Source organism: Anaerobacillus sp. 63XJN7_4_ISO-PGPR-S23-413, from assembly GCF_056173725.1.
Map to the genome: position 1 here is coordinate 2,929,743 of NZ_CM149688.1, position 26,305 is coordinate 2,956,047.

Below are 26,305 nucleotides of genomic sequence, written 5' to 3' on the forward strand. Positions count from 1 at the left end.
TGAAAAAGAATGAAGAAGTTTTCAATTTCTTATCATAGAAAAAGCTACCGGCAAATGCCGGTAGCTTTAGGTTAGACTAGTTTAGAGAAAGCCGCTTCTGCAGCCGCAATCGTTTCATCAATATCGTGATCTGTATGGGCGGTTGACAAGAACATTCCTTCAAATTGAGAAGGGGGAAGTGAAATCCCTTGTTCAAGCATTTCTTTAAAATAGTTTGTAAAATGTTCAAGATTTGAAGAGGATGCTGTTTCAAAATTAATCACATCTTCATTAGTAAAGAAGAAACCAACCATCGATCCTGCACGATTTACTGTATGAGGGATATTGTATTTTGCAGCAGCTTTTGAAAGTCCTTCTCCAAGTCGCTCTGCTTTCCGTTCAAATTCCTCATAACTTTCTGGTGTGAGTTGCGATAAGGTTTCATACCCAGCCGTCATAGCTAGCGGATTTCCACTTAACGTTCCCGCTTGATAAATCGGACCGCTTGGTGCGATTTGGTCCATGATTTCTTTCTTACCGCCGTAAGCGCCAACAGGGAGCCCACCGCCAATAACTTTACCTAGACACGTAAGATCGGGTGTAACATTGTAATATCCTTGAGCGCAATTATACCCAACGCGGAAGCCTGTCATAACTTCATCAAAAATAAGAAGTGTGCCATTCTCTTCCGTTATCTTACGAATTTCTTCAAGATAGCCCTGCTGTGGTGGGACGACCCCCATGTTACCTGCTACAGGTTCAATAATGACGCCGGCAATGTCATCTCCAAATTCTTTGAATGCGTAACGTAAGCTTTCAAGATCATTATATGGAACCGTAATCGTGTTTTTCGCAATTCCCTCAGGTACGCCAGGACTGTCAGGTAGCCCAAGCGTTGCAACACCTGAACCTGCTTTTATTAATAACGAATCCCCATGACCATGATAGCAGCCTTCAAACTTAAGGATTTTATTACGGCCAGTATATCCTCTAGCTAAACGTAAAGCACTCATAGTGGCTTCCGTTCCTGAATTCACCATACGAACAATTTCAATAGATGGGACTCGATCAATCACTAGTTCAGCTAGTTTCGTTTCATACTTACTTGGTGCACCAAAGCTCGTTCCAAGCTCTGTCACAGCTTTAAGGCGATCAACAACCTGTTCATCAGCATGACCGAGAATAAGTGGTCCGTACGAAAGGACGTAATCAATATACTCATTTTGGTCGATATCATAAATTTTAGATCCTTTTCCTTTTTCCATAAAAATAGGATCCATACCAACTGATTTAAACGCCCTAACTGGACTGTTCACACCACCTGGCATTACTTTAGATGCTTCTTGAAAAGCTTCCTTAGAACGATCAAAATTACCCATTTTTACAACCCCTCTCTTTCAGTTCTATTGATCTAGCCAGCGAGCAGCATCTTTCGCAAAATATGTGATAATTAAATCTGCTCCTGCGCGCTTCATGCTTGTTAATTTCTCAAGGACAACCTCTTGTTCATTTAGCCACCCGTTCTGACTCGCAGCCTTTATCATGGAATATTCCCCACTTACATTATAGGCAACCATCGGTAGAGGATAACGATCTTTCAGTTCACGAATGATATCAAGATAAGAAAGAGCCGGTTTAACCATTAAGAAATCTGCCCCTTCTGCGATATCGCTCTCTGCTTCTCGAATAGCTTCGAGTCGATTAGCAGGATCCATTTGATACGTTTTACGATCTCCGAACTGCGGAGTACTATGAGCCGCATCGCGGAAAGGACCATAGAAAGCAGATGAGAATTTCACAGCATAGCTCATCACCGGGACGTCAACAAAGCCCGCTTCATCAAGACCCTTGCGAATAGCTGATACAAACCCATCCATCATATTCGACGGTGCAATCATATCTGCTCCAGCTTTCGCTTGAGAAACCGCTGTTTTAGTAAGTAACTCTAGAGACTGGTCATTTTGTACATACCCGTTTTCGATCACACCACAATGGCCATGATCCGTATATTGACAAAGACATGTATCTGCAATAACAGTTAATTCAGGAAACGCTTCTTTAATTTGTGCAATAGCTCTTTGCACGATTCCAGTATCACAGTATGCTTCTGATCCAACCGCATCCTTGTGATTTGGTACACCAAACATCATAATTGACTTAATGCCAAGGTCAACAACTTCCTGTACCTCTTCATTCAAACGGTCTAATGAATAGTGATAAACACCAGGCATAGAAGGAATTTCGCGTTTTACATTCTCTTCTTCAACTGCAAATATGGGATAGATGAAATCCTCTTTATGTAAATAGGTTTCTCTCACGAGTGATCTCATTGATTCAGATCGTCTTAAACGACGATGACGATGAAAGTTTCCTGTTTCCATTATACTTTCCTCCTATTTTTCAAAGAAATGCTCAAGGCTATCAAGCATTCCTTCAATTGTATATTGATCAGGGACTACCTGAGGTACGATCCCATAAGACAGTAGCGTCTTTTCAGTAATAGGTCCGATTACCACTATTGTGATCCCTTTAAGCTTATCTTTCAAATTCTCGGCTTGAAGAAGTTGATTAAAATGGTGGACCGTTGACGAAGAAGTGAACGTAATCACATCACACTCCCGCTCTTCAATCACTCTTTTCAATGCTGCCCTGGACTCGTAAGGAATGACTGTGTCATAGATAGGTAAGTCAGTTACGTTAAATCCAAGATCCCTTAATTGCCCCGGCAATACTGCTCGACCAAGATTCCCTCTTGGTAATAGCATCTTCTCATTTGGGTCAGCCTTGCGAGACAAAGCAGCTACAAGCCCTTCTGCTATAAAATCCTTTGGCATAAGATTGATTTCAATCCCATATCGCTTTAGGGCCTTAGCTGTTTTACTTCCAACCGCTGCAACCTTTACACCTATTGGAACCTTCGCTTGCTTCAAGAAAAACCGCACACCATTCGCACTTGTAAACACAATCCAGCTATATTCACTCAACGTGATCGAATTCAACAATTGATTCCGAGATTCGAATGAAATAAGAGGGATTTCAATAGAAATCCCCTCTTTTTCTTCAATTAATTTCGTAAATGATGTTGCCTGCTCCCGAGCTCTCGTGACCAATACACGCTTTCCTGAGAGCGGCGAGATCATTGGTCTAATTCTTCTTTCACACGGTCGAGGATATCCTTAGCTCCCTGTTCTTTCATTCTATTTGCAAGTGTGTTCCCTACCTGGATAGGATCATCACCAATTTCCATTTCTTTAATAATGATCGAACCATCAGGTTCTCCCACTAATCCAGTAACCGTAAGCGTCTCATCCTTAAGCGTCGCATGACCGGCAATCGGCACCTGACATCCACCTTCGAGGGTATGAAGAAAAGCTCGCTCCGCTAATACTGTTTTCGTCGTTTCATAATCACTGAATTGATTTAAAATAGCTCGTAGCTCATCATCACTTTCTCGACATTCAATCGATAAAGCACCTTGTCCAACAGCCGGTACACACAAATCAGGATCAAGGTATTCTGTAACAATCTCCTTTGACCACCCCATACGGTGTAGACCCGCTGCAGCTAGTACAATGGCGTCAAAATCTTCATCTGTAAGCTTACGTATACGCGTGTCAATATTTCCGCGAATCCACTTAATCTCCACATCCGGACGAATGGCTTTCAACTGTGCACCACGTCTCAAACTGCTAGTTCCTATTACGGCACCTTCTGGAAGCTCTCTGAACGTCTTCTTCGATTCAGAAATAATCACATCTCGATGATCTTCACGTTCAGGTATACACCCAATCATTAATCCTTCAGGCAAAATAGAAGGCATATCCTTCATACTATGAACCGCCATATCAATATCTCCTCTTAACATGGCGTCTTCAATTTCCTTCACAAATAGTCCTTTTCCCCCAACTTTTGAGAGCGTAACATCAAGAATTTTATCACCACGAGTGACAATCTCTTTGATTTCAAAATCAACATCCGGATTTAATTCCTTTAGTTTACTGATCACCCATTTTGTTTGAGTGATCGCTAATTTACTTCTTCTTGAACCAACTACGATTTTACGCATTATTTATCCTCCAAACTTTCAGTGCTCCCCTTATACATACCAGAAATGGAATTCTGAAAATGTTCCAGAAAGGAAGACATTAATTAAAACGATAAGAAACGCCGCTACGTTCCATAAAGCAAGGGATTTCCCTTCCATATCTCTAGCTACCTTTTGATATAAATACGTACTATATGCGCCAAGAACAAAGAAAGAGATAATAACCTTTGCATCCAGTAAGCTGAATGTATCTACTTTCAAGATCGCCCATACGATTCCTAAAATCAGGCTCAGTAACAAAAGCGGCACACCCAGAACGCTACATAAATAAGACAATTTCTCAAGCTGTGACAAATCCCCAAATCTTCTCAGTCGTTTGCTCCACTTCTTGCCTTTTAACATTTGATAGAGAGTTAAATACATAATCGAGAAAATAAAGGAAAGTGAAAATGCTCCATATGATAAGAAAGCCATCGTAATATGAATAATCGAAAGCTCAGACATAAGCTGTTCTGTGAGTAAACTCGATGCCTGCTCTCGAGTAGCAAATAAGTTGATGGCCATGATACTGAAACCGAGTACATTTGCAAAAAAGACAAAGAAATCGACTCGAAAAAACCAATTAATTAAGAGTGATAGTGAGACAATCACCCACGCATAAAAAAATAACCCCTCAAAAGGTGTTAAAATCGGGAAGCCGCCAATTTCAATAATCTGCGTTACAAGAAACGCACTTTGCAGGATCCAGACAATAGAAAGCAACCAGAAAGCAAACTGATTTACTTTCCGGTTGTTCTGCAAGAAATCAATAAAATACCCAAGTACACTAAGTGCATAAAGTAATATCGTTATATCATAAAGCCAGCTGGCGTTCGTCACAAATCATGTCTCCTCTCCTAGGAGCGCAACTGCGATACCTGTAATAAAGGGGAGTAGTCAACGGATTCATGCTGTCTTTTTTCTTCGTTTTCTTTCACTCTTTGCTTATGGAGTTCTCTCTCAATCTCTTCTTCAATCGCAAATATTTTAGTGAAGATCTCAAGCGACTCTTCTGCATTTGGCTCTGCAGCCATCTCCTTCACTCGCACTATAGGATCACGTAGCAGCTGGTTCACTATACTTTTCGTATGCTTACTCAATACTTTTCGTTCCCGATCTGTTAAATTAGGCAGTTTGCGTTCAATACTATTCATTGTTTCTGCTTGAATCGCAAGTGCCTTCGTACGTAATGCTGTAATCATCGGTACAACTCCAAGTGTATTGAGCCAATCTCTAAATTGAACTAGATCTTCTTCAATCATAAGTTCAATTTTCTCTGCTTCCTTCTTACGCTCTGCAATGTTTGTTTCGACAATCCCTTCTAGATCGTCAATATCGTATAAGAAAACAGAGTCCATATTATTAAGTGATGGATCTAGATCTCTTGGAACAGCAATATCTACCATAAACAATGGACGACCTCTTCGCTTTTTAAGTAGAGGTTTGACATTTTGTTCTGTTAGAACATAACTTGTTGAGCCTGTTGAACTGATTAGAATGTCTGCATCAGCAAGCGCAGTTTCTACTTCATCCATAGAACGAGCCTGTCCTTTAAAACGCGAAGCAAGCTCTGTCGCTTTCTCAAGCGTTCGATTTACGACCGTCACTTGGTCTACACCGTTGCTTTGCAAATTCTTAGCAGTGAGTTCCCCCATTTTGCCTGCGCCAAGAATGACAACGTGTTTATTTTGAAGTCCACCAAAGATCTTCTTGGCTAATTCGACCGCAGCATAGCTCACCGAAACGGCATTTTCTCCAATTTCGGTTTCGGAATGTGATCGTTTAGCAAGAGTAATCGCTTGTTTAAAAAGCTGGTTAAAAATCGTTCCAGTTGTCTCTGAATCCTGAGCAAGCAAGAAAGCATCACGAACTTGTCCAAGGATTTGCGTCTCCCCGATGACAAGCGAATCAAGTCCAGCGGCTACACGATAAAGATGTTCTGTTGCCGCATCGTTTTCGCGAATCACTAGATATGGTGAAAATTCTTCTTTCTCAATTCCAAACCATTCAGATAGAAAAGCTTTTGAATAATATCTCCCTGTATGAAGCTGATCAGCAACAACATATAACTCTGTACGGTTACATGTTGATAAGATCACCGCTTCTAGAATACTTTTAGAGTGACGCAACTTATCTAGCGCTTCAGGCAATTCGTTCTCCTGAAAGGAAAGTTTCTCTCGTATTTCAACAGGGGCTGTTTTGTGGTTCAACCCTACGACCAGGATGTGCATCGTTCCACCCCCAAAAAATTGTTAGCTAAAACTAATCTTTTGCTATCATACCGTCTCTAATTATTGTAACATGTGACAAAACTCACAGAGTTATGAAATGTGAACAGACTATGAAAGCAATTATGATATGATGAAGAAAGTATTATCTCTGCATATTATTAGTAGTCATACAACTATTAATGTACCAGAAAATCAATTGTATAGCAAAAAATGCGTATTTCTGACAATAGGAGGATTTTCATTGAAACGTCAAAGTATTTTTCCGGGTGTTTTATTTATTGGAATCGGCCTTTATTATCTCTCACAAACGTTAAATCTGCCTTTTTCTGAACAACTAATGAATTGGCAAATAATCCTAATCGTTATCGGTGTAGCGATGATGATTCAAGGCTTCATTGCGAGAGAAGGAAACATGCTTTTTCCTGGAGTACTCCTACTTGGCCTTGGTGTCCATTTCTACTTCGTCAATAAACTCACTATCTGGCCAGACAGCTGGGGCATGTATACCCTTATATTAAGTGCTGCCTATCTCGTTACATATTATAAGACCAAGAAAACAGGCCTCATTCCAGGTTTAATTCTACTTGCCATATCCATTATTGAACTTCTATACACCGGGTTAGAAATTTGGCTTACGACTACTTTTTCTTTCGTAGGAAAATTCTGGCCTCTTGCTTTAATTGCAATCGGTATCTATCTTGTAACAAAAAAAAAGTAAGGAGCAGCAGCTCCTTACTTTTTTATAGAATTGAACTTAAAAAGTCTTGTGTTCTCTGTTCTTTTGGATCGTTGAACAGTTCGTTCGGGGGACCCTTCTCTACAATTTTACCGTCGTGCATGTATACGACCCAGTCTCCCACTTCTCGTGCAAAGCCCATTTCATGTGTGACCACCACCATGGTCATTCCCTCTTTCGCTAATTCCTTCATAGTTGAAAGAACCTCTCCTACAAGTTCAGGATCTAGCGCCGAAGTCGGCTCATCAAAAAGCATAATGTCTGGCTTCATCGCGAGTGAACGTGCTATTGCAACTCGCTGCTTTTGCCCACCTGAAAGTTTGTTCGGATACACATTTGCTTTATCAGCTAGCCCTACTTTCGCAAGAAGTTCTTTGCCTTCTTTCTCAGCCTCAGCACGCTTCAATTTCTTAACCATTAACGGTGCTTCGATAACGTTTTCTAAAACGGATTTATGGGGGAATAAGTTGAAATGTTGAAATACCATTCCAACACGCTGCCTTACTTTATTTAGATCATTTCTTTTAGGATCGATTGTTTCACCCTCAATGATGACATTCCCGCTATTCTTGATTTCAAGAAAATTCATACAGCGTAGCAATGTGCTTTTACCTGAACCACTAGCTCCAATCAGAACAACAACGTCACTTTCATTAACTTCAAGATCAATATCCTTAAGGACATGGAGGTCACCAAAGGATTTGTTCAATTTCTCTACTCGAATCATTTCAGCTTTTTCGGCCATTTCTAACACCTCTCTGGTTTCTTAATCACTAGCTGATAGTCGTTTCTCAAGAAGGTTAACTAAGAACGTAAAGATTAGAACCAACACAAGATAATATACAGCAACTATAAGTAAATACGTCATTTCATCAAACGTTCTTGCTCCCTGCGTAGTCGCAACGCTAAACAATTCTGGTAGAGCAATAAAGGCTGCTAGAGAGGAATCTTTCAAACCAATGATAAATTGGTTACCCAGTGGCGGAAGTGCTCGTCTGAATGCTTGTGGAAGGATAATCCGTCTCATAGCAAGAGTATGACTCATTCCAAGAGAGCGTCCTGCTTCCATCTGACCTTTGTCGATTGATTGAATCGAACCTCGAAAGATCTCTGCAATATAAGCCCCATTATGGAGAGCAAGTCCGATCGAAGCAGCCCAGAATTTCGGAATGTTGAATTCAGTTAAACCAAAATAGAAAATAAAGATTTGCACAATAAGTGGTGTACCTCGAATGACAGCGATATACACATTCGCAATCCAATTAAGTATTTTTGATTGAGATATTTTAAAAAGTGCAAAAAACAGTCCAATAAAAACAGCTATCAAAACAGATACAAATGTAACTCGAATCGTTAGCCATAAACCTTCAAAGAAAACAGGGTAGCTTTCTAATAATGTTTCAAAAAAATGAGCAAAAGTTGGCAAGTGCGATCAGCTCCTTAGAATTCGGTAACGTAACAGGTTAAAAAAAGGAATGTGCGCACATCGCACACATTCCTTTTCCTTACTCACTGTCAGGACTCTGGGTGATGTCTACTCCGATGTATTCCTCACTTAGCTTTGTTAGTGTTCCATCTTCTTTTAACTCTTCTAAAGCTTTGTTAACGGCTTCAAGAAGATTTGAGTTCTCTTTCTTAATGGCAACAGCTTGTTCACTTGTATCAAGTTGCTCAACCTTCTCAATCTTGAAACCTTCTTCGATTGCTTGTTTACCTGTAATGTCATCTGTAATAACTGCATCATGCTTTCCTTCACTTAATGCACGCAGTGCAGTTTGATCACTATCGTAATTTGAAATCTTATCAGTGTACTCTTCGGCTGATTTTTCGTAAGTGGAACCTTTAGATACAGCGACATCTTTGCCACTTAGATCTTCTACACTCTTAATATCGCTCCCAGGCTGAACATAAAGTACAGGTCCCGAATAGTAGTATGGTTCACTAAAATTAACTGCTTCTTTACGCTCATCCGTAATCGTATGACTAGCTACTGCCGCATCATAACGACCTGACTGAATGGCCGATACCATACCGCTAAATTTAAATTTCTCTACAGCGGGTTCAAGATCTAACTTTTCTGCGATGGCTTTACCAACTGCTACGTCAAAGCCATCAAGATCTCCATTCTTATCTACTGTACTAAACGGTGGGAATTCACCCGAAACGACGTAGCTGAATTTACCGTCTTCTGTTAATTCTAGACCGTCGTCTCCTTCAGAACCAGATGATCCACTTTCTTCTTCGTTCCCTCCACAAGCGGCTAAAACAAGCACAAACAATAACATTATTGCGGTTAGAAAACTCCATTTCCTTTTCATCATCACGTGTCCCCCTTGAACGACTTTTCAAACTTGCAGTTATGATTATGTAAACTGCGATACTTTTATAATACCAATTTTTAGACATTTCTATCAATTCTGACTTGTGGCTTGTACACCTCCTAATTCCTCCTAAGAGTGGATAACAGAAAACCAGCCTCTATATCCTTCTGTTTGCTTCATTTTATTTCCATTCCCTTTCTATTTGAATTAAAAACCTTAAATTGCTAATTATCTGAAAAATAATCATAAAGAAAAACCCGATCTATTGACCGGGCTTGATAACTACAAATAAGATTTAATTGCCCCCCATACATTTTCTTTACCTTGTCCAGTATGAGAAGAAAACGTGACGAGCTTGTCGGATGGTTCAATTTTCAGCGTCTGGTTAACAACTTTTAAATGTTTATCCCATTTTCCTTTAGGGATTTTATCCGATTTCGTCGCTACAACAATTACTGGTATTTCATAGTGCTTTAACCAGTCGTACATCACGACATCATCATTAGATGGAGAGTGACGTAAATCAACAATTTGAATGACCGCTTTAAGCTGATCTCGATCAGTTAAATAAGTCTCAATCATACGCCCCCAGGCATCTCTTTCTTTCTTGGATACTTTAGCAAAGCCATAACCAGGAACATCCACAAAATACAAAAGCTCATTAATCAAATAAAAATTAAGCGTTTGGGTTTTACCAGGTCTTTGTGATGTTCTAGCAAGATTCTTTCGATTAATTAGCGTGTTAATAAGAGAAGATTTCCCTACGTTAGATCGGCCAGCTAAGCCAATCTCAGGTAAACCATCTACAGGATATTGCTCTGGCTTAACAGCACTAATTATAAAATCTGATTTCGTTACTTTCATTTATTCTCCCCCACAAGTGCGGTTTTTAACACTTCATCCAAATGTGAGACTGGAAGGAATGTTAAATCTTTGCGAATGCTTTCTGGAATATCATCCAGATCTTTTTCATTTTCCTTTGGCATGATGATAGTGGTTAAACCAGCTCGATGCGCACTAAGCGATTTTTCTTTAAGTCCACCAATCGGCAGAACACGTCCACGTAACGTAATCTCACCGGTCATCCCTACATCTCTTCGAACAGCCTTGCCTGTTAATGCGGATACAAGAGCCGTGGCAATTGTAATCCCTGCTGATGGACCATCTTTTGGAGTAGCCCCTTCTGGTACGTGAATATGAATGTCGTTCGACTCATGGAACGACGGGTCAATGGATAGCTCTTCTGACTTAGAGCGAATATAACTAAACGCAGCTTGAGCTGATTCTTTCATCACATCGCCAAGTTTCCCTGTTAAAATGAGCTTACCTTTACCAGGTGATAGGGAAACTTCAATAGCAAGGGTGTCTCCACCAGCCGTCGTATAAGCTAGACCCGTGGCCGTTCCAATTTGATCTTCCTTCTCAGCTTCACCATAACGAAATTTCGGATGTCCAAGCAGCTCTTCAAGCATAGTTTCAGTAACAATAACGCGTTTTTTCTTACCTGAAACAATTAATTTCGTTGCTTTTCGACAAACCGTAGCAATTTGGCGCTCAAGATTACGAACACCAGCTTCTCTCGTATAGTGACGCACAAGCTTATAAAGACTCTCTTCTCTGAGCTGAAGATTTCCTTTTTTCAATCCGTGCTCTTTAAGCTGTCTTGGTACAAGATAATTCTTAGCAATATTCACTTTTTCAATTTCAGTGTACCCTGCAATTTGAATGACTTCCATACGATCAAGAAGTGGTTCCGGTATCGTTGCAAGATTATTAGCTGTTGTTACGAACATCACTTTCGACAGATCATACGGCTCTTCAATATAGTGATCACTAAATGTGTTGTTTTGTTGCGGATCAAGCACTTCCAATAAGGCAGATGATGGATCACCACGGAAGTCATTAGACATTTTATCGATTTCATCTAATAGAAAAACAGGGTTAACAGTGCCTGCTTTTTTCATCCCTCTGATGATTCGACCTGGCATAGCTCCAACATAGGTTCTACGATGACCTCGTATTTCAGCCTCGTCACGCACACCACCAAGAGAAATTCGCACAAACTCTCGTCCAATGGAACGAGCGACAGATCTTGCAAGTGATGTTTTACCTACACCAGGTGGTCCAACAAGACAAAGAATTGGTCCTTTGAGCGATTTGGTGAGTTGCTGAACAGCAAGATATTCTAGCACACGTTCTTTTACTTTCTCAAGACCGTAATGATCTTCATCAAGAATCTTTTCTGCATGATTAATATCTAGGTTATCCGTCGTTTCTTTTGACCAGGGTACTTGAATTAACCAATCAATATAATTACGAATAACAGAACTTTCAGCAGAGCTTTGCGGAATTTTCTCATACCGATCAAGCTCTTTATACGCCATTTCTTGAACGGATTCGGGCATATCCGCTTCTTCAATTTTCTCTTTCAGTGTTGCGATCTCACCAGTTTTACCTTCTTTTTCACCCAGTTCGTTTTGAATCGCCTTCATTTGTTCGCGAAGATAATACTCTTTTTGTGTTTTCTCCATCGACCGTTTTACACGCTGACCAATTTTCTTTTCAAGATCGATTACATCTTTTTCATTTTGAAGAATTTCAATCAGCTTATTTAATCGTTCTTGTGAACTATAGGTTTCTAGAATTTCTTGCTTTTGGCGAATCTTTAATGAAAGATGAGAAGCAATAATATCAGCAAGCCGTCCGGGCTGCTCGATATCACTTACAGAAGCAAATGTTTCCGCGGTCACTTTCTTCGAAACTTTAATGTATTGTTCAAATAAATCAAGAACTGTTCGCATTAATGCCTCTTCTTCAACATTCTTATCTGCGCTTTCATTAATTTGCTCTACTTCAACCTCATAAAACTCTTCTGTATCTTTAAATTCTACAATTTTTCCTCGTTGGAGCCCTTCAACAAGCACTCTTATTGTGCCATTTGGCAATTTCAGCATTTGCTTAACCGTTGCAAGTGTTCCAATTTCGTAGATATCTTTTACTTCAGGTGTTTCAATTTCCACCTCTTTTTGTGTAGATAGAAAAATTTTCTGGTCATCCATCATAACCTTCTCAAGTGCTTGTACAGACTTCTCACGTCCTACATCAAGATGTAAAACCATTGATGGGTAAACAAGCAAACCTCTTAAAGGCAGCAATGGCAATGTTTTATGTTCATTCTTCAATCACGGCACCTCCAGACAACAAACTAAAAAACGTTATGATTCGCAATTATCCGAGCTTATTCTATTGATAAGTTGTACTTCATTGTATCCTAAGTTTCTTCTACTTGTCTAATCATCCCTGCTCAAACTCCAAAAAAACTTACTTACAATAGAAAAACGCGCCTGGCAGTCTTTTTTAGCTATGTTAGCTGATCTAATTTATTTCACCTTTTTCTTTGACTTTTCTTCAATGCACAAAGAAAATCCCCGCCCCCTAACTTCCGGGCTGGGATTTTCCTATTACAATGGAAGGAAATTCTTGCGCTTTTTCAATCATAAAGGCTGCGTCAAATACTTCTGACAGATGTTTTACCGGTACTACAGTAATACCTTTTATGACTTTCAGCATTTCTTCATTATTCTCATATGGGATGAGGACTAATTCAGCACCAGCATCCCGTGCAGCTGTTACTTTGGCAAAAACGCCCCCGACAGGTTTAACAAACCCATGAATGCTAATTTCGCCAGTCATTGCAACTTTATGATTAACAGGACTTCCCTTAACAGCAGAGTATATACCTGTCGCAATAGCAACCCCTGCTGAAGGACCATCTACAGGAACACCTCCAGGAAAGTTAATATGTAGATGATAAGCCCCCACTGGTATCCCCATCGATTTTAATACGGTCATAACGTTTTCAACAGAAGATTTCGCAAGGCTCTTTCTTCGAATCGACTTTGACTGATTCCCGATGCTTTCTTCCTCAACAATACCTGTAATAGTAACAGAGCCTTCTTTTTCTAGTTTCCCTTTAACGGCTGTCACTTCAATTTCAAGTAAAGCTCCCATGTTTGGTCCATAAACTGCGAGCCCATTAACAACACCTGTTGCTGGGGAAAGAGGGATTTTTCTTTCTGGTCTTGGCGTAAGTCGACTGGCATGGATGACCCATTCCATATCTGCCGAAGTAATGCTTCCTCTATTTTCTGTAATCGCCAGTCCTGCCGCAATTTGCATTAAGTTAACCGCTTCACGACCATTTCTAGCATAGCGACTAACCCGCTCAATACCATCGTTATCGAGCGTAAGGTTTAATTTCTTCGCTGCTCTAGTCGCTATACGAGCGATTTCTTCCTGGCTCAACTCACGGAAATAAACTTCCATACATCTAGAACGAATGGCCGGCGGAATATCTTCTGGAGTTCTCGTAGTCGCTCCAATCATTCTAAAATCTGCTGGTAATCCATTTTGGAAAATGTCGTGTATATGGTTAGGAATATTTGTATTTTCTTCATTATAATAAGCACTCTCAAGATACACTTTTCGATCCTCTAGAACTTTTAGCAGCTTGTTCATTTGAATGGGATGAAGCTCTCCAATTTCATCAATAAAGAGGATCCCTCCATGCGCATTCGTAACAGCTCCTTGCTTTGGCTGAGGAATGCCTGCCTGCCCCATAGCTCCCGCACCTTGATAAATAGGGTCGTGAACAGAACCAATTAAAGGATCAGCAATTCCTCTTTCATCAAAGCGTGCCGTAGTAGCATCTAGTTCTACAAAAACGGCTGAATTTTTGAAAGGCGTTCCACGGTTTCGCTTAGCTTCCTCTAGAACGAGGCGGGCGGCCGCTGTCTTGCCTACCCCAGGCGGTCCATATATAATCACGTGCTGCGGATTAGGTCCACAGATGGCGGCTCTTAACGTACGAATCCCTTCTTCTTGACCAACAATTTCAGAAAACCCAGTTGGCCGAATACGTTCTGATAGCGGTTCGCTTAGCGAAATACTTCTTAATCGACGTAAATGCTCCATTTCTTTTCGCGATTCTTTATCTATTGAAACTTTCTGGGTTCGCTGATTTCGAAGCAAATTCCAGAAATACAATCCGATCACTATTCCAAAAAATAATTGTATCGCAAGTGCTATCCCTGTCCAATTCATACTCCTACCTCCTGAAGATTGATCAATAGAACTAGTATCTCCTGAGGTTTCGTTCCATAAACCGGCAATCCACAAATTGGATAGGGCATCTCACAAAAAAGCCAATCACCCGCAGGCGATTGGCTTTGAAATTATGCACTTTCTTTAGGTGATTTCTTATCTTCGTCGATAACAGAACCATCTTCAAGAATCAATTTAGGCGTAGTCTTCTCACTTACTGTAGAAGCTGACAAAACGCACTTCTTAATCTCTTCACGAGCAGGAAGGTCATACATAACATCAAGCATAATTCCTTCAATAATCGATCGAAGTCCACGTGCACCAGTTTTTCTTTCAATTGCTTGTTTCGCAATTTCTACTAGTGCATCATCTTCAAACTCCAGTTCAACATCGTCAAGTTCAAGAAGTTTTTGATATTGCTTCACTAATGCATTTTTAGGTTTTGTAAGAATTTCTACTAGTGCTTCTTCGTCTAGAGGCTCAAGGCTTCCAATAACCGGAAGACGGCCAATAAATTCAGGAATCAGTCCAAAACGAAGGAGGTCTTCAGGAAGAACCTTACCTAGGTATTCACCTGGTTTAAGATCTTCTTGTTTTGCTTCGCCACTAAATCCAATAATTTTCTTACCAAGACGACGTTTGATAATTTGTTCAATTCCATCAAACGCTCCCCCGCAAATGAAGAGAATGTTTGTTGTATCAATTTGAATAAATTCTTGATGAGGATGCTTACGTCCACCTTGCGGAGGCACACTAGCAGTTGTACCTTCAAGAATTTTGAGTAGCGCTTGCTGAACACCTTCACCAGAAACATCACGTGTAATAGAAGGATTCTCAGATTTACGAGCTACCTTATCAATTTCATCAATGTAGATGATCCCTTTTTCAGCTTTTTCTACATCGTAATCTGCAGCTTGAATGAGTTTAAGAAGAATATTCTCAACATCTTCCCCAACATACCCAGCTTCAGTTAATGAAGTAGCATCCGCAATAGCAAAAGGCACATTCAGAATTCTAGCTAGCGTTTGTGCGAGAAGCGTTTTACCGCTCCCTGTTGGTCCAATTAGTGCAATATTACTTTTCGCAAGCTCAACATCATCAGGTTTAGATGATGCATTAATACGCTTATAGTGATTATAAACGGCTACTGAAAGTGATTTTTTCGCCTTTTCCTGCCCAATGACATAGTCATCAAGAATTTGGCAAATTTCATGAGGTTTCGGTACTTCTTTGAAGTCCACCTCTTCTTCAGTTCCAAGTTCTTCTTCAACGATCTCAGTGCATAATTCAATACACTCATCACAGATATAAACACCTGGTCCTGCTACTAACTTACGGACTTGATCCTGCGTTTTACCACAGAAAGAACATTTAAGTTGTCCTTTTTCATCGTTAAATTTAAACATGAATTCACCCCTAACCTTTGATCTCGATGAAATCCGAGTAGGTCTATCTGCAAAGGAACTCCGTCAGTCCAATTGAACTTTAATTACTCATGAAGTAATCTTAACGGGCATCCACCACTGGTTTCTCATCCTATTTATGTAATGAAATTGTATCATATAACGCAAAAGGATACGAAATAAAACGACTCTTTAAAGCTTATTATGTATCAAGTTCTTTGTCTTACTACTATGTTTAGCAAATTTGTTACATTTCATTACTACTTCTTTTTGTAAAAACAAGGCGCGATTAAGCGCCTTGTTTTAAATAAGCCAATCTAATAGCTTGTATTAAGCTTTTTTACTGTTGTCTACAAGAACATCGATTGCTTTACGGATGCGTAGGTCACCTTTAAGTGCATCAGTGCCACCCTGCATAGTAAGCATTGAACGAATTTGTTCTTCTTCCATGTTGTACATTGCAGCCATTTTAGAAAGTTCTTCATTCACTTCTTCTTCAGAAACTTCCACATTTTCAGCTTCAGCAATTGCTTCAAGAGTTAGGTTAGTACGCACGCGCTTTTCACCGTCTTCTTGCATTTGCTCACGAAGTGCTTTTTCATCCTGACCAGAGAACTGGTAGTACATTTCAAGGTTCATACCTTGTTGTTGAAGACGCTGTTCAAATTCTTGAAGCATGCGGTCAACTTCTGCATCTACCATAGCGGATGGAAGGTCAATCTCGCTGTTTTCAGTAGCTTTTTCAATCAACGTGTCTTTCTTTTGAACATCAGCATCTTCTGCTTTTTGTTTCTCAAGATTTTCTTTCGTTGTTTTCTTAAGCTCATCAAGTGATTCTACTTCTTCGTTTACATCTTTAGCGAACTCATCATCAAGCTCAGGAAGTTCTTTACGCTTAATGTCGTGAATTTTAACTTTGAATGTCGCTTCTTGACCAGCAAGATTCTCAGCATGATACTCTTCAGGGAAAGTAACTGTTACTTCCTTCTCAGCACCAGCTTTCTCACCAATTAGTTGCTCTTCAAAGCCAGGAATGAAAGTGTTTGAACCAATTTCTAATGAATAGTTGTCGCCTTGTCCACCTTCAAATGGTTCTTCACCAAGGAAACCTTCGAAGTCGATTACTGCTGTATCGCCTTCTTGAAGTTCTCCATCTTCAACAACAACAAGCTCAGCTTGCTTTTCTTGAAGTGACTTAAGCTCTGCTTCCACTTCTTCATCTGTAACGCTTGTCTCTTGTTCTTCAACTTCAAGACCTTTGTATTCGCCAAGTTTTACTTCAGGCTTAACAGTTACTGTTGCTTTGAAGATCAAGTTTTGACCTTTTTCCATTTGCTCCACGTCTACTTCCGGACGATCAACTGGCTCGATACCAGATTCATCGATAGCTTCTGAATAAGCTTTAGGAAGAATAATATCAAGAGCATCTTGATAAAGAGATTCTACACCAAAACGCTTTTCGAAAAGAGAGCGTGGCATTTTACCTTTACGGAATCCAGGTACATTAACCTGTTTTACGACTTTTTTGAACGCTTCGTCCAGCGCACTATTAACCTCAGTAGCGTCTACTTCTACTGTAAGAACGCCCTGATTACCTTCAAGCTTTTCCCAATTTGCAGTCATTTACACATTACCTCCAACAATAAATATATTTCCACTAATCGAGCGTTTAAAAAAGATGACGCCTTTTGGAGTATAAAAGCGTCTGCTGTCTTTTAAACGGTCTCTTTTACTAGTAAATATGGGTTTGCAACCATTTTATTATAACATAGAACAGTTACTTTTCAACACATACGGTATGATTGTAAACCGCGTAACCATAGTACAGCTTACCTATGTTCCCGAATGATCGCAAGGCAAAACATTCTATTTCCATGTATTTCTACTCAAACGGGCGATAAAATGGCTGATTTTCAATGTTCATGATCCGATTTGCAGCCACCTCAAATTCAGAAGACTTAACTTCATAATAATCGCTAAGCTCCTCATTTAACAAGTCTTCACCATTCATTTCAGAAGCCACTTTATGAACAGCTGCCGCCCAAACAGCACTGTTCGATGGTTCGGCTTCAAATGGCGAAATGGCGAACAAATAATGCCACCAAATTTGCATACACATCTCAAAAAGAGCTGGGTTTTTCTGTTCCACCACATGAGAAAGTTTCGATTTAACGCTTAAAGAAAAGTCCTGCAGAAAAATATCCTTCAATTCGGAAGGATTAACAGTAATCTCTCTTCCAAACTTATGTACGATAACTTCTTGATTCAACTCTTTTTCTCTTAAAACCTGTAACACCAGGCTTTTAAGGAGGGGATCCTTATCTGTTGCATTTAAATATGTAAGATAAACTGGAATAGACTTTTTCTCATTAACAGCGCTCAGTTTCTGTATAGCCAACCACTGTTTTTCCGTCTTATTGCTTTCTAAATAAGCAATTAGCTTGTCTGCATCTTCCTCTTGGACAGTTTCAAACTCATCGTCAGAATCGATATCATAACTCGTCATTTGCCTGCTGAAATGCAATAGCTGATAGAGCGATTCCGCTATATTTGACGGAAGTTGATTTTCTTGCAATACCGCTTCGATCATCGTAACTACATTCTGATACTTTCCAAGCTGAACTAAAATTGATATGTATACTTGAAAAATGTCGTAATAGTCCCCGATACCCTGCTGCATCATTGTTTCACAGCGTTCAGATGCTTCTTTTAAATCGCCCATTTCAACCAGGCTTAGGACCATTCCAAAATTCCCTTGAGGATGATCTGGTTCGATTTCAAGTAGCTGACTAAAATGTTTATGTGCCTCTTTAATTTCTTTAGCTTTAAGTGCTGCCATTCCTTTTTCGACAAGCTTGCCTGCCACGTTTGGAAAATAAACTATTTTCCTCTCATGCTTTTCTTTATCCATGACGTAATCGCTCCACTCTCTTATATTCTCTATTAAAAGAGTTTACAGCAGGAAAGGCGCAGCTACGATTAGGTATCAGTTTATCAGTATCCACCTGTAAACTCAAGTTGAAGCACGTTACAGGTTCTATTCCCGCTTGTTTATTGTTTCACACGCTCTATTAGTAAAGCGCTACGATAAGTGATTGTTCCCCTGAAAGCAAGTCACAGTACAGCACCGTTTCTGAACGTACTCATTAATGTGTAAGCTATGTTAGGTTATATTGATGAAATGTCGTTTTGGGCTCATTCAAGTGAAACCTTATTTTCACATGGTGAAAATAAGCCAAAAATCAACAACGTTCATTCACACTGCTCAAAGTATAAAAAAAAAGCCATCTTATCACAATGATAAATGCCTTTACGTTATAAATATGGTGTCCCAGGAGAGATTCGAACTCCCGACCCACAGCTTAGAAGGCTGTTGCTCTATCCTACTGAGCTACTGGGACATTGTTTAGTTTGTAGCGACATTTATTAATATAACGAATATCAAAAATAATGTCAATAGAAAAACTAGAAAAACACAGCCTTCGCTGTGTTTTTTCCTAAGTGAGAGAAAATATTTTTGAAAGATCTTCTACTATTTCCCCATTTTCATCACGATACGTCACGCTAACATCATTTTCAGACCATTCTACAATCGCATAAGTTTGAATCGGCGGTTTTCTCGGAAGTTTGACACTACCAGGATTAAGAAACAGTGTTCCTTCCTCATATACAGATAGGACCTCATGAGAATGACCAAAACAAACAAGATCCGCTTGTACTTCTTCAGCTTTATACTGTAATTTCATTAACGTCATTTTCACATTATATAAATGTCCATGGGTCGTAAAAACAGTTTTGTCCCCTACTTTATCGACCGATTCATCTGGATAACGATGGTCGTAATCACAGTTTCCACTCACTCTCACCTGAAAAGGTAGCATTTCAGATGCATCATAATCAAATTCTGAATCTCCACAGTGGATCATACATTCGACTTCATTTTGATGTCTCTCTACAAGATTCTGCAATTCTTCCTTAGAACTATGATTATCACTTACAACTAGAACTTTCATCTCACGTCACCTCTTCAATTTAGAGTCGAGTCATGAATGCTATTAATGTTAACTCAGGCAAAGAAGCCGTATATTCAACGAGTTCAAATCATTAGTTATCCATATGTTTTAAAATAAATCCTTAAATCCCTTTTCTAAACGATCAAGAGCTTGTCCTCTATGTGAGATAGCATTTTTTTCTTCAGGAGAAAGTTCAGCCATCGTTTTACCGTATGAAGGCAGGTAGAAAATCGGATCATATCCGAACCCGTAGTTTCCAGAACGTTCAAAAGCAATTGTCCCCTTGCATGAACCCGAAAAAACTTCCGTGTTTTGACCAGGGATGGCGACCGCTAGAATACATTGAAAAGAAGCTCCACGATCTTCTTCAGGTACATTCTTCATTTCTTCGAGAACTTTGTCCATGTTTGCTTCATCATTTTTATCGAGTCCTGCATATCTAGCCGAATAAACCCCGGGATCACCATCAAGTGCATCTATGACAAGCCCAGAATCATCCGCAATAACCGGTTGGTTTGTTAATTTCATAATGGCTTCGGCTTTTAGTACGGCATTCTCCGCAAAAGTATGACCAGTTTCTGCCACGTCAGGCGCTTCTTCGAGATCCAATAAAGAAATTACAGTAAGCTCTTCTGACTCGAATCTTCTCTTAAATTCTCTTACTTTACCTTCATTCTTTGTTGCAATAAGAAGTTTACGCATCGTCCGTAGATTCCTCCTTTATTTTTGAAGCAAACTCACCGATCACTTCTGTTTGCTTCTGAATCAATTTCTCAACACCATCTTTACCTAGCGCAAGCATTTCATTTAATTGATTCATATTAAACGTTGCTTCTTCACCTGTTCCCTGTAGTTCCACGAATTCCCCACTACCAGTCATAACAATATTCATATCCACATGAGCAGAGGAATCTTCCTTATAACAAAGGTCCAATAAAGCCGTTCCACCTTGATCAATTCCTACCGAAGTGGCTGCAAGAAAATCAGTTAATGGCATTTTCTTAATTTGCTTTCGATTCATACCTTTTTCTACAGCCAGTGCAAGTGCTACAAATGCGCCAGTAATAGAAGCAGTTCGAGTGCCGCCATCTGCCTGAATTACATCACAATCAATCCAAATCGTGCGTTCTCCAAGTGCTTCAAGGTCAACTACCGTCCGAAGTGCTCTTCCAATTAGTCGCTGAATCTCCATTGTTCGACCAGCAACTTTTCCTTTACTTGATTCACGAATGTTTCTTTGTTCAGTAGCTCTTGGCAACATAGCATACTCGGCTGCAATCCACCCTTTCCCCTGTCCTCGCATAAAAGGTGGTACGCGATCCTCTATTGATGCAGAGCAAATCACTTTTGTATCTCCTACAGTAATTAATACAGAACCTTCCGGATGCTTTATATAATCTCTTTCAATATGTATCACTCTAAGCTCATCTTCCTTACGTCCATCAATTCTCATACTCTTCCTCCTGTTCCCCATCTCTTTCATTACTAAATCGTAACCATTTAATGAAACTACCTTTTATCTTTTCTAGACTATGTTAATAAACGTTACTGAATTCTAGATGACCCATGAATTTAAACGTAATAAGCCTAACTAACCTTCATTTAAATAGAAAAAGAGGCAGTACACCTGCCTCTTAATCGTATCATATTCTATTTTAAAAACCCACTTTGTTAACGTCTTCTGGCCTTGAAACTGGTTCTGACAAAGCATTACCAGCTTCATCAATGACTTCTGGGTGACCATCAACAGTAATAGCTACTTCACTAATGCTTTCCTTCTCGGTTAACGAAAGAACCAGACTATTTATAATATCTTTCTGAATAACCATCTCTTCTGATCCAGTTAAGATCGCTTCATTAAAATCTAGCGTTAATAAACCATCTTCCTCTTTAGCCTTCAATAATTTTACGTCTTTAGATAGTTGACTAAATAAGCCGGAATGAACTGCCGGTCCTTCCATTAGTCCTTTCAATACGCCTCGCACATCATCCGAGACGCCTTCCATCCGTTTTGTAACTGGGACGTAGTATGCATAGTCTTCACTTTGAGCCATGAAATAGACGGTTACATCTTCGCTATTGGAAACATCAACCACATTACCCATCTCATGGTTAATCCCATTTGCCCTGCTAACACTCTCACCGATTGGCGTCCCATTCACAGGCATTTCCTGTTGATCATAGCCATTGATTTGAATTTTCACCTTCTCAATTCCGTCAAATTGAGTTAATGTCCAAGTGACAGCCTCAAGAATTTGTTTCTCATTTTCTGCAGCATAATCTTTAAACTCATTTGAGAAATCCACAACCACCGTTTCATCAACTTGATCAACGCCCTGGATAACAGTTCCAGCAGGCAACACAGCTTTAAAACCGTTAGGAAGCATTTCTGTCACTGGACCATCAACAACAAGGTATTCTAACGCTTGCTTTGCAGCACCTTCTACGGCAGGAAGTTGAACGCTCTGTGGCACAACCATTCCATTGGCATCAAGTAAATAGAGTTGACGAGTCGTCATTCCATTAGCTTCATCAGCCGCCTCTTCACCCGTCGCTTCTTCTACTTCACCTTCTTTTGTAGCACCTGTCTCATTATCCTCCATCTGTTCTCCATCTTTTACATAATCGACTTTAGGAGGATCGATTTCCTTTAATGATTTTTCAAAACCGAAACCGCAACCAGATATTGTTAATATACATGAAAGCAACAATAGCGCGAACCCAATTCCGCGTAAACGCATAGCTATCCCTCCCCGGATGGTTTGTACTACCATTTATACGAGTTATATTTCAATTTATACCTGAGTAATTTGAATAACTTGTTTTATCATTTATTAGGAGAGATACGAGCTTCAAAAATTGGCTACGATATTGAACCTTGGTGATTTCTAGAAATTTTTTGAGAAAGACTAATTTTTTGATAACTAAAAAACTCTAATCTTTGATAGATTAGAGTTCGATACGTTCAACATTAGCTACAGGATAATCGAGCCAATGGCTCGCAATCCTAGCGAAGTTGTCAATTGATCCAGTTGTAAGAAATGTATGCGATGGACGTTCATCACCTGTATATAAAAGTGAACTGTACTCTAGAATACCACTCACTTCATATGCTGTTTCATCGCCTGAACAAATAATGGCTGTATCGTCTCCCATGACTGATTGAATCACTGATTCTAATAATGGATAATGTGTACATCCTAATATCAGGGTATCGATTCCTTTATTCATCAATGGGGCAAGCGTGCTTCTGACAGTCTGATACGTTTCTTCACTGTTCAGATTTCCGGTTTCGACCAGCGGCACAAAGGGAGGGCACGCAAGACTTTCCACTTTAATATCATTATCAATAGCTTTAAGGGAGTACTCGTAAGCTCGACTTTTTACAGTACCAGTCGTTCCAATTACTCCAACATACTTATTTGTCGTTTCTTTCAAAGCACTTCTTGCTCCAGGATGAATAACACCTCTTACGGGGATAGATAGTTCATCTTGAATCTCTTTAAGAACGACAGCGGTCGCAGTATTACAAGCAATAATGAGCATTTTAATATGGTATTGCTCTAATAGGTAATTCGTCATTTCCCAGGTGAACTGCCTCACCTCAGAAACCGTTCTTGGCCCATAAGGACATCTTGCTGTATCACCTAAATAAACAATTTCTTCTTTTGGTAGCTGTCGCATAATCTCTCTTGCTACCGTTAGTCCGCCAACACCTGAATCAATAACCCCGATTGGTTTCTTCAAAATATTTCGCCTCTCTACTTACCGGTCCAGTTAGTTCTTTTTCATTTCGTCATAAAGTAAATGCAAACTTTCTTCAAGTGCTTTTACTTGATCCCCCGAGAATTTCTGGGTAATGTTTTCCAAATAGACCTGTCTTTTATGAATCACTTTTTTAATTATTTCATTTCCCTTATCTAATATATGAATTCGTACGACTCGTCGATCGTGTGGGTCTTTCACTCGTTTTACTAGCTCCGTTTTTTCCATACGATCCACGAGATCCGTCGTCGTACTACAGGCAAGATACATTTTATTAGACAGTTCTCCAATAGTTAAATCACCGTATTCAGAAAGCCATTGGAGCGCAAGAAATTGAGGAGGTGTAATGGAAAATTCACTCAAAAGTTCCCGTCCATGTTGTTTAATAATACCAGCAACCATACGAAGTGATTTCTCTATATCAACAATTGACGCTGGTTCTCTTGTTAATTCTTCAGACATCTAGTCTCCCCCTTATAATATCTTACATTCTATTTTGATTGTAACCGATATGAATTGCAAGAGATGACTCCTCCTAACTTCTTATTCATATGCCCATGTATAAGAAGTAGCGTAAAAGACTTACCGAATTCATCATTGCCCAAAAACGAATCATGAACATATGTAAATAAAAAAAGAAGAGCTATAGTTTCCTATAGCTCTTCCGTTGCGAAATGTTCTTGTACATAGGCAACCACTTCTTCATTTGTTGCAAGTGAAAGAATGTGATCGATATGAGAAGAAATCTCTTCTTTAGATAGCTTCGTCATTTGACTTCTAGCAGGCAAAATCGAAGTAGCACTCATGCTGAATTCATCGAGTCCAAGACCAAGAAGGATCGGGATCGCAATCTGATCTCCCGCCATTTCACCACACATACCAGCCCACTTGCCTTCTTTATGAGCTGCATCAATGACCATTTTAATAAGTCTAAGAATTGCAGGATTATATGGTTGGTAAAGGTAAGATACCTTTTGATTCATACGATCAGCAGCCATCGTATATTGAATAAGATCGTTAGTTCCAACACTAAAGAAATCAACTTCTTTAGCAAAAACGTCAGCCATTGCCGCCGTTGCTGGAATTTCAACCATCATACCAATTTCAATATCTTCTGATACCTGAATACCTTCCCCTATTAGCTCCTCTTTAACAGAAAGAAGCATATCTTTAGCCTGACGGAATTCACCGACAGTTGCAATCATAGGAAACATTACTTTTAAGTTACCGAATACGCTAGCGCGAAGAAGTGCACGCAGTTGAGTACGGAAAATTTCCGTCTCTTCAAGGCAAAGGCGAATCGCACGGAACCCAAGGAACGGATTCATTTCTTTCGGAAGATTTAAGTAAGGTAGCTCTTTATCTCCACCGATATCAAGTGTACGGATTACGACAGGCTTACCATCCATTTTTTCAAGTACTTCTTTGTAAGCCTTGAACTGCTCTTCTTCTGAAGGCAATTCGTTACGGCCCATATATAGAAATTCAGTACGGTATAGGCCGACGCCTTCTCCACCGTTTTCAAGGACACCTTTTACGTCTTCAGGAGTACCGATGTTTGCTGCAAGCTCAACATGTTTCTCATCTTTCGTTGTTGTTGGCTCATTTACAAGCTTCGCCCACTCTTGTTTTTTAGCTTCAAAGTGTTCCTTTTTCTTTGTATATTCCGCAATTTCTTCTTCAGAAGGATCAACAATCACATTACCATCGATACCATCAATGATAACTAATTTACCTTCCACATCTTCAGAAGTAATAGTTTTCGTTCCAACGACAGCTGGAATTTCCATTGAACGAGCCATGATAGCAGAGTGAGATGTTCTACCACCAATATCCGTCGCAAACCCTTTAACAAACTGCTTATTTAATTGAGCAGTGTCAGAAGGAGTGAGATCTTCAGCTAGAACAATAACTTCATCGGTGATTGCACCTGGAGATGTAAACGTAACGCCAAGTAAATGAGCCAGTACACGTTTAGATACGTCTCGAATATCAGCAGCACGTTCTTTCATGTACTCATTATCCATGTTCTCAAACATGCTAATAAACATATTCGAAACTTCACTCATTGCACTTTCAGCATTTACTTTTTCATTATTAACTTTATCTTTCACTGCATTCAACAACTCTGGATCAGATAAAACGAGAAGATGAGCAGCAAAAATCGCTGCTTTATCTTCTCCGAGCTGTTCATTGGCGTGATTCTTAATGACTTCTAGTTCTTCTTTAGCACGATGAACGGCCGCTTCAAAACGTTCGATTTCAGCACCAGCATCAGTAATTGACTTTTGTTCAATTTCAAGTGCCGGATTTTCAAGTACGAACGCTTTAGCGATAGCAATTCCCGCAGAAGCGCCAATTCCAGTCAGTTGGTTAGACATTACTTGCCTAGACCTTCGTTTTCCATAACTTCAGTTAGTCCTGCAATCGCATCGTCAGCATCTGATCCTTCTGCTTTGATAGTGATTTCAGAATTTTGTTGGATACCAAGACTCATAACACCCATGATGGATTTCAAGTTTACAGACTTCCCGTTGTAATCAAGCGTTACGTCAGAGCTATATTGACCTGCTTTGTTTACTAGTGCTGTCGCTGGGCGTGCGTGGATTCCTGATTCGCTTGTTACTGTGAAATTTTTCTCTGCCATTTTCAATTCCCTCTTTCAAATGT

General features: G+C 39.7%; 24 protein-coding genes and 1 tRNA gene. 1 reads left to right on the forward strand and 24 read right to left on the reverse strand.

The features are described 5' to 3' along the window. Nucleotides 1–71: 71 nt before the first annotated feature. Genes hemL through hemA form a run of 6 tightly spaced genes read right to left on the reverse strand, consistent with a single transcriptional unit; the run spans nt 72 to nt 6,294 of the window. Nucleotides 72–1,358, reverse strand: a complete 1,287-nt coding sequence (gene hemL, locus AC0VYO_RS15525; protein WP_404681437.1) for a glutamate-1-semialdehyde 2,1-aminomutase — start codon at nt 1,356–1,358, stop codon at nt 72–74. A 24-nt stretch (nt 1,359–1,382) separates the two neighbouring features. Beyond that, complete coding sequence (gene hemB, locus AC0VYO_RS15530) at nt 1,383–2,360, reverse strand: porphobilinogen synthase (RefSeq protein ID WP_430244006.1); 978 nt, start codon at nt 2,358–2,360, stop codon at nt 1,383–1,385. A gap of 12 nt (nt 2,361–2,372) precedes the next feature. Next, on the reverse strand, nt 2,373–3,089 hold the full coding sequence (locus tag AC0VYO_RS15535; RefSeq protein ID WP_475365561.1) for a uroporphyrinogen-III synthase: 717 nt from the start codon (nt 3,087–3,089) through the stop codon (nt 2,373–2,375). A gap of 26 nt (nt 3,090–3,115) precedes the next feature. Next, entirely contained in the window at nt 3,116–4,045 is a 930-nt protein-coding gene (gene hemC / locus AC0VYO_RS15540) for a hydroxymethylbilane synthase (protein ID WP_475365562.1), read from the reverse strand. Between the two features lie 30 nt (nt 4,046–4,075). Continuing rightward, nucleotides 4,076–4,903: a cytochrome c biogenesis protein gene (ccsA, locus tag AC0VYO_RS15545; RefSeq protein ID WP_194219380.1), complete on the reverse strand. Its 828-nt coding sequence runs from the start codon at nt 4,901–4,903 to the stop codon at nt 4,076–4,078. Between the two features lie 17 nt (nt 4,904–4,920). Continuing rightward, nucleotides 4,921–6,294, reverse strand: a complete 1,374-nt coding sequence (hemA, locus tag AC0VYO_RS15550; RefSeq protein WP_475365563.1) for a glutamyl-tRNA reductase — start codon at nt 6,292–6,294, stop codon at nt 4,921–4,923. 241 nt (nt 6,295–6,535) lie between these two features. On the opposite strand from hemA, the gene AC0VYO_RS15555 reads away from it, so the two are divergent. Continuing rightward, nucleotides 6,536–7,012 carry a LiaI-LiaF-like domain-containing protein gene (locus tag AC0VYO_RS15555; protein WP_475367779.1) on the forward strand — a complete coding sequence of 159 codons (477 nt, stop codon included), beginning with the start codon at nt 6,536–6,538 and terminating at the stop codon, nt 7,010–7,012. Nucleotides 7,013–7,034: 22 nt separating this feature from the next. Here the strand turns inward: AC0VYO_RS15555 and AC0VYO_RS15560 are convergent, their stop codons facing one another. From AC0VYO_RS15560 to AC0VYO_RS15645, 18 genes are all read right to left on the reverse strand, one after another. After that, nucleotides 7,035–7,775, reverse strand: coding sequence for an amino acid ABC transporter ATP-binding protein (locus AC0VYO_RS15560; protein ID WP_475367780.1), 741 nt, complete (start codon nt 7,773–7,775; stop codon nt 7,035–7,037). Between the two features lie 21 nt (nt 7,776–7,796). Next, on the reverse strand, nt 7,797–8,456 hold the full coding sequence (locus tag AC0VYO_RS15565; RefSeq protein WP_160918640.1) for an amino acid ABC transporter permease: 660 nt from the start codon (nt 8,454–8,456) through the stop codon (nt 7,797–7,799). A 79-nt stretch (nt 8,457–8,535) separates the two neighbouring features. Then, nucleotides 8,536–9,351 (reverse strand): transporter substrate-binding domain-containing protein, encoded by an 816-nt coding sequence (locus AC0VYO_RS15570; protein WP_475367781.1) that lies wholly within the window; start codon nt 9,349–9,351, stop codon nt 8,536–8,538. Nucleotides 9,352–9,633: 282 nt separating this feature from the next. After that, the gene (gene yihA / locus AC0VYO_RS15575) at nt 9,634–10,215 is read right to left on the reverse strand and encodes a ribosome biogenesis GTP-binding protein YihA/YsxC (RefSeq protein WP_194219377.1); all 582 of its coding nucleotides are present in this window, start codon (nt 10,213–10,215) and stop codon (nt 9,634–9,636) included. After that, entirely contained in the window at nt 10,212–12,533 is a 2,322-nt protein-coding gene (lon, locus tag AC0VYO_RS15580) for an endopeptidase La (RefSeq protein ID WP_475367782.1), read from the reverse strand. Before lon ends, yihA begins: the two co-directional genes overlap by 4 nt. 253 nt (nt 12,534–12,786) lie before the next feature. Further along, the gene (gene lonB, locus AC0VYO_RS15585; protein WP_475367783.1) at nt 12,787–14,454 is read right to left on the reverse strand and encodes an ATP-dependent protease LonB; all 1,668 of its coding nucleotides are present in this window, start codon (nt 14,452–14,454) and stop codon (nt 12,787–12,789) included. A 131-nt stretch (nt 14,455–14,585) separates the two neighbouring features. Next, nucleotides 14,586–15,860: an ATP-dependent protease ATP-binding subunit ClpX gene (gene clpX / locus AC0VYO_RS15590; RefSeq protein ID WP_194219374.1), complete on the reverse strand. Its 1,275-nt coding sequence runs from the start codon at nt 15,858–15,860 to the stop codon at nt 14,586–14,588. A gap of 327 nt (nt 15,861–16,187) precedes the next feature. Further along, nucleotides 16,188–17,480, reverse strand: a complete 1,293-nt coding sequence (gene tig, locus AC0VYO_RS15595) for a trigger factor (protein WP_194219373.1) — start codon at nt 17,478–17,480, stop codon at nt 16,188–16,190. A 259-nt stretch (nt 17,481–17,739) separates the two neighbouring features. Further along, nucleotides 17,740–18,768: a tetratricopeptide repeat protein gene (locus tag AC0VYO_RS15600; protein WP_475365566.1), complete on the reverse strand. Its 1,029-nt coding sequence runs from the start codon at nt 18,766–18,768 to the stop codon at nt 17,740–17,742. A 413-nt stretch (nt 18,769–19,181) separates the two neighbouring features. After that, nucleotides 19,182–19,258 (reverse strand) — tRNA-Arg (locus AC0VYO_RS15605). Nucleotides 19,259–19,354: 96 nt separating this feature from the next. Further along, complete coding sequence (locus tag AC0VYO_RS15610; protein WP_430243986.1) at nt 19,355–19,870, reverse strand: metallophosphoesterase; 516 nt, start codon at nt 19,868–19,870, stop codon at nt 19,355–19,357. Nucleotides 19,871–19,978: 108 nt separating this feature from the next. Continuing rightward, complete coding sequence (locus AC0VYO_RS15615; RefSeq protein ID WP_194219370.1) at nt 19,979–20,572, reverse strand: XTP/dITP diphosphatase; 594 nt, start codon at nt 20,570–20,572, stop codon at nt 19,979–19,981. Beyond that, complete coding sequence (gene rph / locus AC0VYO_RS15620) at nt 20,565–21,323, reverse strand: ribonuclease PH (protein ID WP_430243984.1); 759 nt, start codon at nt 21,321–21,323, stop codon at nt 20,565–20,567. Before rph ends, AC0VYO_RS15615 begins: the two co-directional genes overlap by 8 nt. 202 nt (nt 21,324–21,525) lie before the next feature. Beyond that, nucleotides 21,526–22,611: a GerMN domain-containing protein gene (locus AC0VYO_RS15625; protein ID WP_430243982.1), complete on the reverse strand. Its 1,086-nt coding sequence runs from the start codon at nt 22,609–22,611 to the stop codon at nt 21,526–21,528. Nucleotides 22,612–22,819: 208 nt separating this feature from the next. After that, nucleotides 22,820–23,617, reverse strand: coding sequence for a glutamate racemase (racE, locus tag AC0VYO_RS15630; protein ID WP_475367784.1), 798 nt, complete (start codon nt 23,615–23,617; stop codon nt 22,820–22,822). A gap of 30 nt (nt 23,618–23,647) precedes the next feature. Continuing rightward, nucleotides 23,648–24,097, reverse strand: coding sequence for a MarR family winged helix-turn-helix transcriptional regulator (locus AC0VYO_RS15635; protein ID WP_194219366.1), 450 nt, complete (start codon nt 24,095–24,097; stop codon nt 23,648–23,650). 191 nt (nt 24,098–24,288) lie between these two features. Continuing rightward, nucleotides 24,289–26,016: a phosphoenolpyruvate--protein phosphotransferase gene (gene ptsP, locus AC0VYO_RS15640; protein WP_475367785.1), complete on the reverse strand. Its 1,728-nt coding sequence runs from the start codon at nt 26,014–26,016 to the stop codon at nt 24,289–24,291. Then, on the reverse strand, nt 26,016–26,282 hold the full coding sequence (locus AC0VYO_RS15645; RefSeq protein WP_136947743.1) for a phosphocarrier protein HPr: 267 nt from the start codon (nt 26,280–26,282) through the stop codon (nt 26,016–26,018). The genes ptsP and AC0VYO_RS15645 overlap by 1 nt, the downstream gene beginning before the upstream one ends. Nucleotides 26,283–26,305 lie beyond the last annotated feature (23 nt).